This is a genomic window from Gordonia cholesterolivorans (genome assembly GCF_039531975.1).
Classification (GTDB): Bacteria; Actinomycetota; Actinomycetes; order Mycobacteriales; family Mycobacteriaceae; genus Gordonia; species Gordonia sihwensis.
Genome location: NZ_BAAARB010000001.1, coordinates 79,269 through 94,942, shown reverse-complemented (window position 1 = coordinate 94,942; position 15,674 = coordinate 79,269). Strand labels below are relative to the sequence as shown.

General features: G+C 69.6%; 12 protein-coding genes and 3 pseudogenes. 4 read left to right on the top strand and 11 right to left on the bottom strand.

Annotation, left to right across the window (positions count from 1 at the left end; translation table 11 throughout):
- The first annotated feature begins 31 nt into the window (after positions 1–31).
- A pseudogene (locus tag ABFX36_RS19015) lies at positions 32–1,368 on the top strand (ammonium transporter).
- On the opposite strand, the gene ABFX36_RS00355 reads toward ABFX36_RS19015, so the two are convergent.
- From ABFX36_RS00355 to ABFX36_RS00335, 5 genes and pseudogenes are all read right to left on the bottom strand, one after another.
- Entirely contained in the window at positions 1,308–1,988 is a 681-nt protein-coding gene (locus ABFX36_RS00355; RefSeq protein ID WP_045540044.1) for an ABC transporter ATP-binding protein, read from the bottom strand. The pseudogene ABFX36_RS19015 and the gene ABFX36_RS00355 overlap by 61 nt on opposite strands.
- The gene (locus tag ABFX36_RS00350; protein WP_346074666.1) at positions 1,985–2,815 is read right to left on the bottom strand and encodes an ATP-binding cassette domain-containing protein; all 831 of its coding nucleotides are present in this window, start codon (positions 2,813–2,815) and stop codon (positions 1,985–1,987) included. Before ABFX36_RS00350 ends, ABFX36_RS00355 begins: the two co-directional genes overlap by 4 nt.
- A complete protein-coding gene (locus tag ABFX36_RS00345) occupies positions 2,812–3,636 on the bottom strand; it encodes an ABC transporter permease (protein WP_278126368.1) in 825 nt (274 codons plus the stop codon). The genes ABFX36_RS00350 and ABFX36_RS00345 overlap by 4 nt, the downstream gene beginning before the upstream one ends.
- Positions 3,633–4,687: pseudogene (locus ABFX36_RS00340) on the bottom strand (ABC transporter permease). Before ABFX36_RS00340 ends, ABFX36_RS00345 begins: the two are co-directional and overlap by 4 nt.
- Positions 4,688–4,691: 4 nt before the next feature.
- Positions 4,692–6,280: pseudogene (locus tag ABFX36_RS00335) on the bottom strand (ABC transporter substrate-binding protein).
- Between the two features lie 178 nt (positions 6,281–6,458).
- Between ABFX36_RS00335 and ABFX36_RS00330 the strand changes: the two are divergent.
- Positions 6,459–6,917: an ArsR/SmtB family transcription factor gene (locus ABFX36_RS00330; protein ID WP_006894757.1), complete on the top strand. Its 459-nt coding sequence runs from the start codon at positions 6,459–6,461 to the stop codon at positions 6,915–6,917.
- Here the strand turns inward: ABFX36_RS00330 and ABFX36_RS00325 are convergent.
- Both ABFX36_RS00325 and ABFX36_RS00320 read right to left on the bottom strand, forming a co-directional pair.
- Positions 6,854–7,207 carry a fluoride efflux transporter FluC gene (locus ABFX36_RS00325; protein WP_006894758.1) on the bottom strand — a complete coding sequence of 118 codons (354 nt, stop codon included), beginning with the start codon at positions 7,205–7,207 and terminating at the stop codon, positions 6,854–6,856. The two genes, ABFX36_RS00330 and ABFX36_RS00325, sit on opposite strands and share 64 nt — an antisense overlap.
- Entirely contained in the window at positions 7,204–7,647 is a 444-nt protein-coding gene (locus ABFX36_RS00320) for a FluC/FEX family fluoride channel (RefSeq protein ID WP_346074665.1), read from the bottom strand. Before ABFX36_RS00320 ends, ABFX36_RS00325 begins: the two co-directional genes overlap by 4 nt.
- Positions 7,648–7,784: 137 nt before the next feature.
- Here ABFX36_RS00320 and ABFX36_RS00315 point away from each other — a divergent pair, with 137 nt between their 5' ends.
- Complete coding sequence (locus ABFX36_RS00315; protein ID WP_428832035.1) at positions 7,785–9,245, top strand: carboxylesterase/lipase family protein; 1,461 nt, start codon at positions 7,785–7,787, stop codon at positions 9,243–9,245.
- Positions 9,246–9,278: 33 nt separating this feature from the next.
- Here the strand turns inward: ABFX36_RS00315 and ABFX36_RS00310 are convergent, their stop codons facing one another.
- The 4 genes from ABFX36_RS00310 to ABFX36_RS00295 all read right to left on the bottom strand — a co-directional run bounded on the left by ABFX36_RS00310 (position 9,279) and on the right by ABFX36_RS00295 (position 13,822).
- The gene (locus tag ABFX36_RS00310; RefSeq protein ID WP_006894761.1) at positions 9,279–10,916 is read right to left on the bottom strand and encodes an alpha/beta hydrolase; all 1,638 of its coding nucleotides are present in this window, start codon (positions 10,914–10,916) and stop codon (positions 9,279–9,281) included.
- Entirely contained in the window at positions 10,913–11,200 is a 288-nt protein-coding gene (locus ABFX36_RS00305) for a hypothetical protein (protein ID WP_006894762.1), read from the bottom strand. The genes ABFX36_RS00310 and ABFX36_RS00305 overlap by 4 nt, the downstream gene beginning before the upstream one ends.
- A gap of 107 nt (positions 11,201–11,307) precedes the next feature.
- Positions 11,308–12,801, bottom strand: coding sequence for an FAD-dependent oxidoreductase (locus ABFX36_RS00300; protein WP_346074664.1), 1,494 nt, complete (start codon positions 12,799–12,801; stop codon positions 11,308–11,310).
- A 10-nt stretch (positions 12,802–12,811) separates the two neighbouring features.
- On the bottom strand, positions 12,812–13,822 hold the full coding sequence (locus ABFX36_RS00295; protein WP_006894764.1) for an AurF N-oxygenase family protein: 1,011 nt from the start codon (positions 13,820–13,822) through the stop codon (positions 12,812–12,814).
- A gap of 161 nt (positions 13,823–13,983) precedes the next feature.
- Here ABFX36_RS00295 and ABFX36_RS00290 point away from each other — a divergent pair, with 161 nt between their 5' ends.
- Positions 13,984–15,672, top strand: a complete 1,689-nt coding sequence (locus ABFX36_RS00290) for a cation:proton antiporter (protein ID WP_062367669.1) — start codon at positions 13,984–13,986, stop codon at positions 15,670–15,672.
- Positions 15,673–15,674: the final 2 nt, after the last annotated feature.

The following is a 15,674-nucleotide window of genomic DNA, read 5'->3' as shown; positions in this document are numbered from 1 at the left end:
GCAGACTCCGACAAGCCGAGGAGACGAGTGAATGTCTGAACCTTCAGCGAGCGTGCTGGCCGCCGGAGCGTCCCTGGAAGTGAGTCCGGGTGACACCGGCTGGGTGCTGATCTGCGCGGCCCTGGTGCTGTTCATGACACCGGGTCTGGCGCTGTTCTACGCGGGCATGGTCAGCAAGCGGAACGTGCTGACGATGATGCAGCAGAACATCGTGCCGATCGGAATCGTCACTCTCACGTGGGTCGTCATCGGATACACCCTGGCGTTCGGGCCGTCGAAGGGCGGGGTCACCGGCGATCTCGAACTGTTCGGGCTCTCGGATCTGGGGTCGGTGCCCACCAACCCGCGTCACGTGGTCGACGCCGCGACGCATCTGGCGATTCCGACGCTCGCCTTCGTCGCCTACCAGATGATGTTCGCGATCATCACACCCGCGCTGATCACCGGCGCGGTGGTCGGCCGGTTGAAGGCCTTCGGGTGGGTGGTGTTCCTGATCGCCTGGTCGGTGGTGGTGTACCCGCCGATCACGCACTGGCTGTGGAACCCGGGCGGCTGGCTGGTGAAACTCGGAGCGCAGGACTGGGCGGCGGAATTGTGGTGCACGCGTCGGCGGGAGCCGCCGTGGTCGCGTTGCTGCTGGTGCTCGGCCGGCGGAAGGTGTTCGGGAACCGCGCTCCGCTGCCGCACTCGATCCCGTTCGTGATCGTCGGCGCCGGAATCCTGTGGTTCGGCTGGTTCGGGTTCAACGCGGGCGACGGCCTGCGCGCCGACGGGCTCGCCGCGCAGGCCCTGCTGAACACGCACGTCGCCGGTGCGGCGGCACTGGTGGTCTGGCTGTTCATCGAATGGGTCCTGACCCGCAAGGCCACCGTGCTCGGCGCGGTGACCGGCGGCGTCGCCGGACTGGCGACGATCACTCCCGCGGCCGGATACGTCAGCACCGTCAGCGCGTTGGTCATCGGCGTGCTGGCGGGCGCCGTCTGCCACCTGGCGCTGCGGCTCAAGGACGTCTTCAAATACGACGACGCGCTCGACGTGATCGCCGTCCACTTCGTCGGCGGCGTTCTCGGCACCCCCGCCGTCGGTTTCTTCGGCAGCCGTGAGATCAACGACTCGGGCCACGACGGGCTGTTCTTCGGGGGAGGCGGGGCACTGCTCGGACACCAGGTGGTGGCACTGCTGGCGGTCATCGGCTACTCGTTCGTCCTGACGCTGATCATCGCGCTTCTCATCAAGTGGACGGTCGGGCTGCGGGTGGACCCGGCCGACGAGGACCGCATGGACGAGGTGGAACAGGGGGCCTGCGCCTACAACGACGACGAGTCGGTGACGGGTTCCACGTCGGTCCGGCCGACGGCCGGCAGCTGACCCGCAGCGTCGTCCGACAGATCCAGCACGCATCGGCTGCGCGCTCGCACGAGCGCGCGGCTGTGGCTCACGAGTGCGACGCCGACCCCGTCGCGCGCCAGCGCGCTGATCAAGTCGACGACGGCGCATGCCGAGATCGGGTCGAGCATCGCCGTCGGCTCGTCGCACAGCAGGTATCCCGGACGCTGCACGACCACTCGTGCCAGGCAGGCGCGCTGGAGCTGACCGTCGCTCACTTGTGGCGGGAACCGGTCGAGAAGATCGAGGGCGAGCCCGGCGCGTTGCGCCGCGACGGCGGCGGTGTCGCGCTCGGCGCGCCTGCCGGCGATCCGCGCCGGTTCGGTGATGGTCTGGGCCAGGGTCCATCGGGGATCGGCCACCTGTCGCGGATGCTGCGCGAGCATGGCGATCGATCCCGGCCTCGGACGGACCGATCCGTCGTACGTGACCGATCCGCGAGCGGGCCGGACCAGGCCGGCGAGAGCCCGCAGCAGCGTGGTCTTGCCGCTGCCCGACCGCCCGAGGACACCGGTGATCGAGCCGGGACGGACGTCGACGTCCACGTCGCTCACCACCTCGACACCGTCGTAGCAGACGGTCAAACCCTTCGCCTCGATCACCGGACCTCCTGCAGGAACTGCGCGATGTACTCGTCGTCGGTCAGTCGCGTCGTCGCGTCCGCAGAGTACGCAGCGTCCGCCGCGTCCGACGCTGACGTGGAGGCGAGGCCGTCGAACTCGCCGGCTGAGAACCGGGCGAGCAGTCGGCCCTCGCGCATCACGGCGATCGCATCGCAGACGCCGACCTGCCGGAGGGTCTCGATGTCGTGGGTGACGACGAGGACGCCCGCGCCGTCGGCCGCGGCTCCGGCGAGCAACCGCCAGGTCGCCGCGGCCAACTCGGGGTCGAGCGCCGAGGTCGGCTCGTCGGCGACGAGGACTCGCGGCCGGCCCGCGACGGCCGCGGCTATCGCCGCACGCTGCGCCATCCCGCCGGACACCTCGTGCGGATACCGGTCCAGCGCCCGCGCCGGATACGCGACCGCGTCGGCCAGTTCACGGACCGAGCGGTCCGCGCCCAGTACCGTCACCGTCTCGGACAAGTGGCTTCCGATGGTCCGCACCGGCGTGAAGCTCGTGGCCGGCGACTGCGGGACCAGGCCCACCTCTCGTCCGCGTACCCGATGCCACGCCGAGTCGCGAGGGTCCAGCGTGCGGTCGCCGATCCGCACGCGTCCGGTGGCGACCGAGCCGACGGGGAGCAGTCCGCACAGAGCCGAGGCGACCATCGACTTGCCGCAGCCGGATTCGCCGATCAGCGCCGTGACCGTGCCGGGTGCGAGTTCGAGCGAGACGTCGTCGAGCACGCGCACCGCGGTGCGCCGCCGGCCCCGGTCCGCGGACACGTCCACCGTGACGCCGGCCAGGGAGGCGACCGCGGCCGTCACCAGACGCTCCCGGCCGGCGGTCGGTGACGCCGCGCCACCAGTGTTCCCAGGCGCGTCACCGCGAGCGCGGCGGCGATCAGCGCCAGCCCCGGCACCACCAGCGTCCACCACGCACCGGTGAGCACGTCGCCGCGGGCGTCGTCGAGCAGGGTGCCCAGGCTCGCCCGATCCGGCGACAGACCCACGCCGAGGAACGACAGTGTGGTCTCGTGCCAGACCGCGTGGGGCAGAAGCACCACCATCGCGACCAGGGCCTGCCCGGTCACCGCGGGCACCATGTGCCGGGTGGCGATGAAAGTGCGGCCCGCGCCCGCGAGCCGCACCGACTCGATCCATCCCGCGGTCTGCAGACTCAGGAGTTCGGTGCGGACCACACGAGCCACCGCGGGCCAGTGGGTCAGCGCGATGGACGCGATGATCGCGAGCGGGGCGCCCCGCCACATCGCGGCGATGACCACCCCGAGCACCAGATGGGGAAGGGCGTTGACACCGTCGACCAACCGCATGGTCAACGCGTCGAACCAGCCGCCGAAAGCGGCCGCTCCCACGCCGACGGCGATGCCGATGGCGGTCGACACCAGGGCGCAGATCGCGGCGATGAGCAGGGAGATCTGCAGGCCCTGAGCGGTCCGGATCGCCAGATCGTGGCCCGAATGATCGGATCCGAGCAGGAAATCGTGTCCGGGCGCGGTCAGCGCTCGCGCGAAGTCGGGCTGCTGCGGGCCCGCGACGAGCGGCGCGATCACCACGACGGCGACGGCCGCCAGGCCCGCCGCCAGCCATCCGGTCCGGCCGGGGCGCAGCTTCACTCGCCCGATCATGCGGTGAGCCCGATCCTCGGGTCGATCCAGGCGGCGGCCGCATCCGACAGCGCCGAGCCGACGATGACCAGCACCGCCGATCCCAGGGTGAGCGCGGCGAGCAGCGGGAAGTCGAGTGCGACGGCCGAATCGACGAGTGCCTTCGCCAGTCCGGGCCAGCCGAAGACGGTCTCGACGATCGCGGCGCCCGCGATCAGTTCGGGCAGCCGGGTCCCGATCAGTGCGAGCGTCGGCAGCACCGACACCGGGAGCACGTGGCCGCGCAGCAGCCGCATCCCGCTGATCCCGCGCGCACGCGCCGCGAGGACGGCATCCGAGCCCGTCGCCTCGACCACCGAGGCCCGGGTGGTCAACAGCAGCCACGGGATCATCGACACGGTCAGCGCCACCGTCGGCAGCACGCCGTGCGCGAGCAGATCCGACGGCGAGTAGCGGTTGCCCGGGGTTCGCGCACCCGAGGACGCGAACCAGCTCAGACCGACGGCGAAGACGGTGACCAGCACCAGCGAAACCACGAACGGCGGGACGGCGGCGAGAACGGTGGCGCCCGCGGTGCAGCATCGGTCGAGCAGTCCGCCCCTCCGCATGCCCGCCACGGTCCCGACCGACAGTGAGATCACGGTCGCCAGCGTCAAGCTCACCGCGGCCATGCCGAAGGTGAAGGGCAGGCGTTCGGTGAGCGCCGTCGCGACCGGCTGGGACAGCGTCGAGGACCAGCCGAGGTCGCCGCTGAGTACATCGCGCACCACTGCCACCACGCCGACCACCAGCTCTGATCGACGTGATAGGCGGCGACGGTGGCCTCACGCTGAGCCTGCGTCGCGCTCTGATACCTGCTGCCCAGATACGCGGTGAGGGGATCGAACGGTGATGCCGCGGCCAGCGCGAAGATGCCGAGCGAGATGAGGCCGACGGTCGGGACCCCGATGAGGGCGCGGCGCACGAGCAGTCGGCCCGCGCGGCGCGTCCGGGATCGGCCGGCGCGCGGTTCGGGCGGTTCGTCGATCGGGGCCGGTCGCCGTACGGCGGGCCGGTTCGGCGCGATGGTCATCGTCTCACCGCCGCCAGGACGGCAGGTTCCACCACGGCCCCCACACCACCCCGTGAGCATGCGGTTCCAGCACCGGGGGATCGTAGCGCCAGCCGTCGTCGCGAACGGCGTAGGTATGATGGACGAAGGCGAGGAACACCGAGGACGGCACCTCCCGGTACAGCCGCTGGATCTCGCGGTAGCGGGCTTCGTTCGCCGGCCCCGGAGCGCTCGCGCGCGCCTGTTCGAGCAGGCGGTCCATCTCCGGAGAGCCGAAGTCGCCTGGATTGGAGAACGGCGACGCACCGGGCGTCCGGGTGTGCAGTGCGGAGTAGACCTGGGAATCGATGCTGTACGGGAACTCGCCGCCGGCCAGGAGCACCGCGTCGTCGGCGAGCCGGGATTCGGTCTCGTCCCAGCTGGCGCCGTGCGGATCCACGGAGATCCCGACGCGTTTCACCGCGGCGGCGAACGCGACCGCCAGGTCGCGACGGAGGGTGTCGTCGGCGGGGTAGAGCAGTGTGAACTCGGCCTTGTCGCCGCCGCGCCGGCGGACGCCCGACGGCCCGCGGACCCACCCGGCGCGGTCGAGGATCGTGCCCGCGCGAGCGACGTCGACCGTGAACTGGGCGGCGGGCTCGTAGTTCTCGCCGTAGACCGCCGAGATCGGGGTGGCGGCAGGGGCGCCTCGACCGCCGAGCACATCGTCGACCAGCGCACGGCGATCGACCGCGAGATTCATCGCGAGCCGGGCGGCGACGTCCGCCGTGAACGCGTTCTGCGAGGGCAGACTCACGCTGCGCCAGTCGGCGGAGTCGGCGTCGACCACCGTGACGCCGGATCGGTCCGCCAGACTGTTCGCGAGTTTGGGCGGCAGGTTCGCTCCCGACACCTCGCCGCTGACGATCCGTTGCGCCCGGGCGTTGTCGTCGGGCGTGTAGGTGTAGACCACCTTCTTCAGGGCGGGCGCCGACCCCAGTAGTCCTCGCGCGCGACGAAGACCGCTTGATCGGGCTGCAGGGATTCGAGTCGGTACGGGCCGGTGCCCACCGGATGCCTGCCGATGTCCCAATCCGCGGCCGGACGGTTCTCGACCTTCTCCGAGGGAACGATGCCCAGCAGCAGATACGGTGACGGATCGGCCTCGCCGGTCACGTGGACGGTCACCGCGTGCGGACCTTCGGCCGCGACTTCGGAGATAGGGCCGATCGCCGCGCTCACCGACGAGGCGACCGCGGGGTCGGTGAGCGCGCGGTAGGTGGCGACCACGTCGGCGGAGTCGAGTGCCGAGCCGTCGGAGAATCGGACGTCCTCGCGCAGCGGCAGCCGCCAGACCCCCGGGCTCACCGCGCGCGGGGGCTCACTCGCGAGCGCCGGCACCAGGTCTGGTACCCGGGAGCTGTCCGCTGCCGACGGCCGGAGGAGACCCTCGTAGAGGGGCGAGACGCCGAGTGTCCCGTAGCCGTCGAGGGGGTTGTAGCCGCCGAGCTCGACGGCGTCGGCGAGGACGATCTGGCCGGTGCCTCCGGCGTCGGACGACGTGCACCCGGCGAGGCCGAGGACGAGAGCCGGAACGAGGACGAGGGCGGGACACAGGAGGCGGCTGGTGCGCATGGAGCTGTGCCTGACGTCGAAGGAGGACGGGACATGTGTGTGAACTGACATATGTCGAATTGAACGTGTATCAGAGATTCGGCGGCGCGGCCGGATTCGCGGAAACGATCGACGGACCCGTCGCGGGCGCGGCCCCGACCGTGATGGAATGACCACACGAGTTCGAGAGGAAATGCGCATGGCGGAACGGTCTGCGCAGTCGCGGGAGCGGCTGACGCCGAGACAGATCGAGATCTGGTCGACCCGTTTCGCTCTTCTCGGTGATCCCACCCGCCTCGCGCTCCTGGTGGAGATGCATCGCAAGCCCGATCTGGCGGTGGCCGAACTCGCCGAGCGCGTGGGGATCACCGAGAACGCGGCATCGCAGTCGCTCCGTGCCCTCCGCGACAGCGGGTGGGTGCGGACCGCCCGGGCCGGGCGCCGCGTGCGCTACTCGATGATCGACGACGCCGTGGTGCACCAGATCCTGCACGACGTAGTCGGGATCGCCCACGTACACGGCCATCCGCAGCGCGCGACATCCGGGCGCGGGCGGCGACTGACGTCGCGAGGTCCCCGACACCCGCCGGTCGCTCACAGGGTCAGGGCCAGCCCCAGCAGGCACGCGACCACCGACCCGGCGAGAGTCGACGCCTGATAGATCACCGCGCGGGGTGTCAGACCGAAGAACAGAGTCTCGTACATCGAGGTGGAGAACGTGGTGAACCCGCCGCAGAAGCCGGTGGCGATGATGACGTTCCAGTTCGAGTCGAGCGAACCGGTGGTCGCCCACCCGGCGATCAGACCGATGAGCAGTGAACCCAGGATGTTGATGATGGCGGTCGGACCGATCGCGGTGGTCAGCTTGCGTGTGCGCATCAGCGCGTCGAGGACGAAGCGGGTCACGGCGCCGAGCCCGCCGCCGACCATCATGGCGAGGACGATCACGGTGTCGCCTCCGCGGGCTGCGGGACGTACCGGCGCGCGGCGGCGACCCCCACCGCCACCGCGATCAGTCCGATGAAGACGCTCGCCGCGGCGTACCCGGCAGCCAGATACGGGAAACCGTCACGACCGAGGTCGGAGAGGTCCAGGGCGAAGGAACTGTAGGTGGTGAGGCTGCCGCAGAAGCCGGTGCCGACCCCGAGCCGGATCTTCTTGCGAAGACCCGCGTCCGGCCCCAGTCGCAGCAGCAACTGCAGCAGGAAACCGAGAATCAGTGCGCCGGCGATGTTGACGGTGAAGATGTCCCACGGCCACCGCCCCTTGCCCGACGGCAGATTCTCCTCGGCGAGCCAGCGGACGAAGGTGCCGGCCATTCCGCCGAGGAACACCCAGATCACGCCGGTGCCGCGCAAGGCGTCCGGTACGTGCATGCGCTCTGACATGTCGGTCCCTCACCCCGTAGCTGTCGTGAACAAGCGAATCCTATAAGACGTGAGGCCGGTTTCGGCCGAAGCCGCCGACCTCGAATCCGGCTCGCGCGCAACGGGTGACCGACCGCCGCGCCGGGTAGCGTGGACATGTGACCCACACCTCATCTGCACGCGGCGGTGCGTCCGGACTTCCGAGCGACGGTTCCCCGGTGGTCTCGACCACCACCGGGCGTGTCCGCGGAAGGATCCGCGGCGGCGTCGCCGCGTTCCTCGGAATCCCTTACGCCGCACCGCCCGTCGGGGCCGCCGCCTTTCAGGAACCGCGTCCGCACGAGCCGTGGGACGGCGTCCGCGACGCCACCTCCTACGGTCCCACCGCACCACAGGTCGGGTATCCGGCACCGATAGCCGCGATCCTCGACAACGTCGTCGAACTCGGCGACGACTATCTGAACCTGAACGTGTGGACTCCGGATCCTTCGTCCGAAGGTCGACTGCCGGTGATGGTCTGGATCCACGGCGGTGCCTTCGCCCGAGGATCGAACCGGATCGCGATCTATGCCGGCGACACGTTCGCGCGTGACGGTGTGGTGTGCGTCGGCGTCAACTACCGTCTGGGAGTTCCGGGATTCGGCGCCTTCCCGGACGCGCCGGACAACCGGGGACTGCTCGATCAGATCGCGGCGCTGGAGTGGGTGCGCGACAACATCGCCGCCTTCGGCGGCGATCCGGCGAACGTGACGATCTTCGGTGAGTCTGCGGGGGCGATGAGTGTCGCGTCGCTGCTGTCGTCACCACGGGTCACCGGCCTGTTCGGGCGGGCCGCGATGCAGAGCGGCAACGGCATCACGGTGGCCGACGTCGACGACGCCCGGAAGGTGACCGCGCGACTCGCCGAGCGGCTCGGAGTCCCCCATGCCGCAGCCGCGTTCGGCGAGATACCGACGGCGGATCTGCTGAAGGCGCAGACTCAGGCGGTCCTCGAGTTCACGATGAACCCCGACCCGGAGATCTGGGGCAAGACCGTCACCGACATCGGCATGGGCATCATGAACATTTTCCCGGTCCTCGACGGCGAGATCTTGCCCGACATTCCGCAGAATCGGATAGCCGACGGCGCGGGCGCGGGGATCGGGCTGCTCGCCGGCTGGAACGCCACCGAGTTCCGGTTCTTCTTCGCTCCGACCGGAGTGCTCGAGGCGGCGACTCCCGAGATGGCGCGGGCGATGCTCTCACGTGCCGGAATGCCGACCGCACTGCTGGACGAACGGCTCGCCGACGGGGTGAGCGCCGGGGATGCGTTATGCGAGGCGATCACGGCGATCGCCTTCGCCGACCCCACCAGAGCACTCGCCGAACTGCGTCCCGAGTCGCCGACATACCTCTACGAGTTCGCCTGGGAGAGCCCCGTGTGCGACATCCGGGCCGGACACGCCGTCGAGCTGCCCTTCGTCTTCGATCACCTGGAAGCGGCTCACGCGCTCACCGGACCGGACCCGGACCAGTCGGTCGCCGACGCGATGCACGCGGCGTGGGTGCGGTTCGCGAAGACCGGAGATCCCGGATGGGCGCGGCACACCGAAGCCGCCGATCCCCACGTATTCGGCTGAGATCCCGATGGGCCTCCATGGGCCTCGGCGGAGTCATCTTCCGGGCGTCACCAGGCTCAGCCCCTCCTCGATCCATCCGCCGACGACGTCGAGGGCGTCCTGCGCGGCGTCGATATCCGGGGCGCGTTCGATGTACGGGGGCGGACAGCGCCCGGCCACCACGGCGGCCATCGCCCGCATCGCCCCGGAACCCTCGTCGTCGAGATAGCCCGAGTGCGCGGAGCGTCCCGCTACCGGCGTGCCGTCGCTGTAGTTCCCGGTGTCGAGCCGTGTCACACCCGGCGCGGTGTCCGGATCGCCGCCGTGGACCGATGAGCCCATCTGCTGCCAGTACTGGATCGGGTCACCGGGCGGGGTGAGCGAGTACCGCTGGACGTGCGGCTCGGCGTTGTTCCAAGGCCGGTCCTCCACACCGGTGCCCGCCGACGAGGCGTACACCACGCGATCGGATCGCAGCCCCGACTGTTCCGCCGTGCCGACCACGGCTCCGCCGTACGAATGCCCGATGACGGTGGTCTTCAGGTCGAGCCCCGACGCGTCGATCTGCCGGTCGAGCGCCGCGGCGAACTCCACCAGGCCCGGCGCCATCCGGCGTGCGGGCTCGGCGTCGGAGGCGGTGCCCGCGATCGGGCTGAGATCGGCGTCGATCAATTTCTGCGGCAGCGGGCCGTCGGCGTAGACGATCACCGGTGCGCCGCTGGCGTGCGACAGGTTGGCTGCGCGCCGCCGATAGACGTCGACGCTGTGTAACCCGGTTCCGGTGCCGGGGACCAGCACCGCCGCGCCGGTGGCGTCCGCTGTCAGATCTCCGACGAGTTCGATGAACCGGCCGTCTCCCACGTCGCGGAAACCCAGAAAGGTCCGCGGAACCGACCTGCCGGGATGCAGCGGGTCGGGTGCGGGACGCAGGAGGGCGCGCAGCTGTCGGGCTTTCGCACCGTCGCGCCGGCCGGCCGCGACTTCGGCGTCGAGCGTCCGCTGAATCGAGATGGTGTTGGCCTCCGCGCGGTCGGCGAAGTCGATGCCGTTGAGGTTCCCGACAACCTCCGGCACGGAATCGATGAGATTGCGTCGCTGCGCCGGAGCGAGTGATTCCCAGTACCGTTCCACCACGTCCGGCGGCATCAGGTCCAGCAGTCGGCCCGCTTCGGTGGCCTCAGCGTATCCGCCGATCGGGAGGGGCACCACGTTCCCCGACCCGTCGAGGTGCCGCATCAGCATCGTGAGCCTGCCGCTCAGCGCGGTGTCGGCGGCGTCGGCCTCAGTGAGGAGGGCGGTGATCCGCTCGGTGAGATAGTCGGCGTCCGCGCGACGTCGAGGATCCGGGTGGGCGACGGCGCCGTCGTCGCCGATGTTGAAGCCCGAGCTCCGCGCCGTGCGGATCTGGCCGACGATGCGGTCGCGCACCGCGGACAGCCGTCCGTGTCCCTCTCGCGTGGCGTCGGAGAGGTCGACGAGCGTCCGCTCGAATCGATGCAGCGCCGTGACTTCGGCGTCGACGCGGTGCCCGGCACTGGTTCGGGTCACTCCCGACCAGGTCGGATCGAGGTCGAAGGACCGGCGGACGGCATCGGCGGTGTTGGCGACGCTCTCACCGCCGACGTCGAAAGCGGTGGCCGTGGCCAGCAGGGTCTCCGGACGCCATCGGAGAACCTGGGCGACGCCGGTCACCGCGGCCTCCGGAGGGCGGCGAGGTCGGCGGCGCAGGCCCGGTCCGACTCCACCGTCGTCGTGTTGAACTTCTCGAGCGCCGCGGCCGAGCCGGCGAGGTGCCGTGAGAGGGCTGCGGCGGCGTCGTGCACCGCTGCGGCGCACGCTCGCAGTGATTCCGCCGACCTGCTGCCCGCCAGAGACAGATCGCCGGCCTCGCAGTCGAGGCCGGCGATCTCATCGCTGGACCGTCGCCAGAGGGCGACGATGCTGTTCAGTTGATCGGGAGTGATGCCGAATCCCATGGACGCCTCCGAATGATCGAGATGAACTCTTCATTCGTTAGACGCACGCGGAGCTTGTTCGGCTCCATCGTTCATCCACAGGCCGGCGTGGCCCGTCTCCTCTCGGGTCAGGCCGGGACCGGTGCGGTTCCGGGCCGGGGGAGGGCGCCGGCCTCGGCGTCCGCGAGCAGATTCGCCACGGTTTCGCCGGAGTCGGTCTTGTTGGTGCCGATGAATCCGGTCGGGCCGCGCTTGATCCATCCGGTCACGTACAGGCCCGGAATCGCCTCGCCGTTCTCCACCACGCGGCCGGCGACGTTCGCGACCGTGCCCTTCTCGTCGTCGAAGGGCAGACCCGGAACGGGGCGACCCCGGTAACCGATGGCCGTGAGCACCAGACCCGCGTCGATCACCGACTCCTCGTCGCCGCCGGTCTTGACGAACCGGACTCCGGAGGCATGCCCGTCGCCTAGGATCTCCACCGGGGTGAGCCCGAAGGACAGCCGGATGAAGGGCTCGGCGGGCTTGCTCCGCTGCGAGATCTCCCGCAGTAGATTCACCTTGGCCGCCACCGTCGGGTCGTCGATGTTCGTCGCGTCGACACCGGACAACTCGGCGGGATCGACCCACACCCGCGCGGGACCGTCGGCCAGGCCGATCAGCTCCGGGAGCGTGAACGCCGCGTGCTCGGGACCGCGCCGCGCCACCACAACCACTTCGCGCAGATCGGATGCGCGCAGTGCCGCCAAGGCGGTGGGATCGATCGTCGTCGGTGCGAGCCGATCGGTGTCGGCGGTGAAGATCCGCGCGACGTCGAGGGCCACGTTGCCGTTGCCGATCACGACCGCTCGCTCGGCCGAGAGATCCGGTGCGGCGTACGCGAAATCGGGGTGGCCGTTGTACCAGCCGACCACCGAGGTGGCGCTCTGCACGCCTTCGCGATCCACACCGGGGATCTGCAACGGCCGGTCGGTGGGTGCTCCGCCCGCCCACAGCACTGCGTGGTGAGAACTGCGGAGCTCGTCGAGCGAGACGTCGCGGCCGATCTCGGTGTTGAGCAGGATCTGGATGTTCGGATGACGTGCGATCTCGTTGAAGAGGTCGGTCACCGTCTTGGTGGACAGGTGATCGGGCGCGACGCCGAAGCGGACCAGACCGAAGGGTTCCGGCAGACGCTCGTACACCGTGACCCTGACCTGGCGATGCTTCAGAAGCTCGTCGGCGGCGTACATGGCCGACGGTCCCGAGCCGACGATCGCGATGCGCAGTTCGTCGGGTGTCGCGCCGCCCAGCGCCGCGGGCTTGACGATGGGCGCCATCGGCAGCCGCCAGTCGGTGCGGACCGGGAAGCGCGTCTCGGTCGGCGCCGGATCCGGGTAGTGACCGGCGTTCACGTCGGCGAAGCGCGCGGCCTCCTCGGGAAGTCGGTGCCCTGGGACGATCGCGCCGACCGGGCACGCGCTGACGCACGCACCGCAGTCGACACACGTCGATGGATCGATGTAGAGCATCTCCGAGATGCCGAAGTCAGGCTCGTCTGGAGTGGGATGAATGCAGTTGACCGGGCATGCGTAGACGCACGAGGCGTCGCCGCAGCAGGCCTGCGTGATGACGTGAGGCACTGTTGTCTGTTCAGCTCGCGTTGTAGGTGGGCTCGCTGCGGTAGCGAGAGGAACGGCCGTCGATGCCCATCGCGCGCCACACCTGGCGGGAGGCCGGGTTCATCAGGCCACACTGCTCGGCGAGCATGCGGACGTCGCCGAACACGCCGGACAGGAAGATCTGCGACTGCTCCGACTTCCAGAAGATGTCCTTCATGACGCTCTTCGGCACGTCGAACTCACGCTCGAAGTCCTTCGGCGGAACCACGATCGCGCTGCACAGCACGCGCATGACGATCGGCATCGCGATCGACAGTGCGAACTTGGTGATCGGGCCCTTGCGGGGGACCGTGTTGCGCAGGTGGTTGTGCGCGAACGAGATGTGCCGGGCCTCCTCGGCCACGTGGAGTTCCATCACCGCGGACATCGCGGGGTGCAGTTCCTCGCGGGCGCGCAGGAAGTCCTTCTGGATGTGGTCGATCGGCTCTTCGCCCGCCAGGACGCCGAAGTAGAAGATCGTCGGCCAGAAGGTGGAGAACAGCGGGATGATCGGCGATGCACGGCGCAGCCACCAGCGCATTCCCTTGGTGTCCATGCCGATGCGGTTCACCAGCTCCTGGAACATGAGGGTGTGGTTGCACTCCTCCTTGGCCTCGTGAGTGGTGTAACGGAACCGCTTGTCACCGTTCGGGAGGCGGTCGGCGTACTGCATGAGGCCGCGGATCAAGATCGACTCGAACTGAAGACCGACCTTCGCGACATTGGCCTGGCGCCACATGCCGATCTTGATCTGCTTCTCCTTGGGGAGGCTCTGGTACCAGGGATGCCGGCCGATCGGGTCCACCTTGTACGAGAGGATCCACCGCGGATCGTTCGGGATCACGGCCATGTGCGGCGCGTCCCAGTCGATGTCGATGTAGGGGTCGAAGTTGCGCCGGACCGACGCGGTCGAGAGGTCCTCGAGGACCTGCTGGTAGTCGGTCCCGGTGTCCTGCTTGGCAGGCGGTGTGTACGTGGTGGGCCGGGGCTGCGTGGACGTCATTGTCTTCTCCTGACTTGCGTCGGTGGACGAAGGCCGCCGAAGTAGAACTTGTTGTCCCAAGCGTCGCACCGCAGCCCGATCTTGTCAATGTTCGATGGCACAGTCAGCGTGGACAAATGGCGGTGTCGCGGGTCACACCGCCGGCAAGGGAGAATGACCGCGTGGAGATCGTGGGAATCGTCGTCGTGTGCGTGCTGGCGGTCGCCGGCGCCAACCAACTCGCCCCCCGCGTGCGGATCGCCGCGCCGTTGCTGCTGGTCGGTTTCGGGGTCGCCGTGAGCTACCTGCCGGGAGTCCCGCCTATCTGGGTGGATCCGGAGGTCGTGTTGATCGGCGTGCTTCCGCCGCTGCTGTACGCCGCGGCCGTGGCGCTGCCCGCGATGGACTTCAAGCGCGACTTCCAGGCGATCAGCGGACTGTCGATCGTGCTGGTCGTGATCAGCGCGCTCCTGCTGGGACTGCTCTTCATGCTGATACTGCCGGACGCGGATTACGCCACCGGCGTGGCGCTCGGTGCGATTCTCAGTCCCACCGACGCGGTCGCGACCACCACCGTCAAACGGGTCGGTGCGCCGCAGCGGCTCATCACGGTGCTCTCGGGGGAGAGTCTGTTCAACGACGCGAGCGCGCTGGTGGTGCTCCGCGCCGCGATCGCCGCGATGGCGGGCGGACTGTCGATGGTGGGCGTGGCCCTCTCGTTCGTCTGGGCGATCATCGGCGCCGTCATCGTCGGCGGCGCAGTGGGCTGGGTCTTCATCGTCGCCCGCGCGCGCATCTCGAACGCCGCGGTGGCGACGGCGGTCTCGTTCACCGCGCCCTACATCGCGTACGTGCCGACCGAGATCATGGGCGCCTCCGGACTGGTGGCCGCGGTGGCCGCCGGACTGGTGACGGGCCGAGGGTCGGTGCGCAGGCTCACCGCGGCGCACCGGCAGTCGGACCAGCAGACGTGGCGAACCGTCGAGTTGCTCTTGGAGGGCGGCGTCTTCCTGCTCATGGGACTCGAACTGAAGGCCCTGGTGATGGATGTGACGGCGAGCCACGAAAGCGTCATCCACGCCTTCTGGCCCGCGGCGATCGCGTTCGTGCTGTTGATGGTGATCCGGTGGGGATTCGTGATGACCCTGGTCGCGGCCATCTCCCGGCGGTCGCGCAGGGTGATCGCCCGGGAGCCGATTCTCGAGCAGATGCAGGACCGACTGGGAGATCCCGACGCGGCCGCCGACCGGCTGACGCGGCGGTTCCAGCGCCGGATCGACCGGCGGCTCGCGGACATCGAGTACTACCGGACCGAGTCGATCGGCTTCCGCGAAGGACACGTGGTGGTCTGGGCGGGGATGCGCGGTGTCGTCACGCTGGCCGCGGCGCAGACCCTCCCCGCCGACACGCCGTACCGTTCGCTGTTGGTACTCGTCGCCTTCGTCGTCGCGACCGGGTCGCTGATGATCCAGGGCAGCACGCTGGGTGCGTTCATCAAATGGATGAGGCTGCCCGACCACCGTGCCGACGCGGCGCGTGAACTGCAGCGGCTGAACCGGGAGATGGCCTCCATCAGCGTCGAAGTGCTCACCGACCCCGCTGTCTGTTCCGACAGCATGCTCGCCCGCAATGTGGAACAGGTGCGCTCGCTGGAGGCCTCCGACGACGGCGACCCCACCGGCGACGTCCTGGACCGGCGTCTGCGCAACGCGGTCGAGATGCGGCGCGTCCGACGCGTCATCATCGACCGCCAGCGTGCCGAACTCATCGATCTCCGCGACCGCGGCGCCTACAGCTCGGAGGCCCTGACCTCCGCGCTGGCGCGCCTCGACGCGGAGGAGATCAGCCTCGACGCGCAGGCGAGCCGGTGAGC

Coding starts and splice junctions, on each gene's coding strand:
- ABFX36_RS00345 (WP_278126368.1), bottom strand. CDS start 3,636: ATGATCGGGCGAGTGAAGCTGCGCCCCGGCCGGACCGGATGGCTGGCG.
- ABFX36_RS00330 (WP_006894757.1), top strand. CDS start 6,459: ATGGCGGAACGGTCTGCGCAGTCGCGGGAGCGGCTGACGCCGAGACAG.
- ABFX36_RS00320 (WP_346074665.1), bottom strand. CDS start 7,647: ATGTCAGAGCGCATGCACGTACCGGACGCCTTGCGCGGCACCGGCGTG.
- ABFX36_RS00305 (WP_006894762.1), bottom strand. CDS start 11,200: ATGGGATTCGGCATCACTCCCGATCAACTGAACAGCATCGTCGCCCTC.
- ABFX36_RS00295 (WP_006894764.1), bottom strand. CDS start 13,822: ATGACGTCCACGCAGCCCCGGCCCACCACGTACACACCGCCTGCCAAG.